This window comes from Vibrio sp. 1288, assembly GCF_033344475.1.
This window is the reverse complement of the sequence record NZ_JAWPOX010000553.1, coordinates 1-688: the sequence shown is the minus strand read 5'-3', so window position 1 is coordinate 688 and position 688 is coordinate 1. Positions and strand designations below refer to the sequence as shown.

Here is a 688-nt window from a genome sequence, read left to right as displayed (position 1 = left end):
GCCTAGCATTTGGTGCAGAACTGCCGATGATTGGCGTTTCAACATTGGCTGCGATGGCACAAGCAAGCTACCGCCTGCATGGTGCAACTGATGTCGCTGTAGCGATTGATGCGCGCATGAGCGAAGTTTACTGGGCACGTTATTCTCGCCAAGAAAACGGCGAATGGATGGGTGTTGATGAAGAATGTGTGATTCCACCAGCTCGTTTGGCGGAAGAAGCACAAGCTGACTCTAAAACGTGGACAACAGCTGGTACAGGTTGGTCTGCATATCAGGAAGAACTGGCGGGCCTGCCGTTTAACACTGCAGACAGTGAGGTATTGTACCCTGACTCACAAGACATTGTGATTTTAGCTAAGCAAGAACTAGAAAAAGGCAATACGGTTCCTGTTGAAGAATCTAGCCCAGTTTACCTGCGTGATAACGTGACTTGGAAGAGGCTTCGAGGCCGCGAATAATTAGGAAACAAATAAAGCCGGGGCGGTAGCCCTGTCTTTTTATGGAGCGTTATGGCGTCGATTAATGGTTTACCTCCTTCACTGATACCTGGTACCAACCGTACCAATAAAGTGGGTAAAAAAGGGCAGCTAAAGAAAGCTCAAAATCAGCAGTCTGTTGGTCAACCTTCAAAGGTGGCAAACGCAGTCGCGCATTCCATAAAACAAGTTGATGAGTCCCAAATTCATCG

1 protein-coding gene and 1 pseudogene are annotated in these 688 nt (G+C 48.0%); both read left to right on the top strand.

What is annotated here, in order from left to right:
• A partial coding sequence (tsaB, locus tag R8O11_RS27995; RefSeq protein ID WP_318194969.1) for a tRNA (adenosine(37)-N6)-threonylcarbamoyltransferase complex dimerization subunit type 1 TsaB occupies nt 1–458 on the top strand: 458 nt, incomplete at its 5' end.
• A 51-nt stretch (nt 459–509) separates the two neighbouring features.
• A pseudogene (locus tag R8O11_RS27990) lies at nt 510–688 on the top strand (chromosome partitioning protein ParA); the annotation flags it as partial.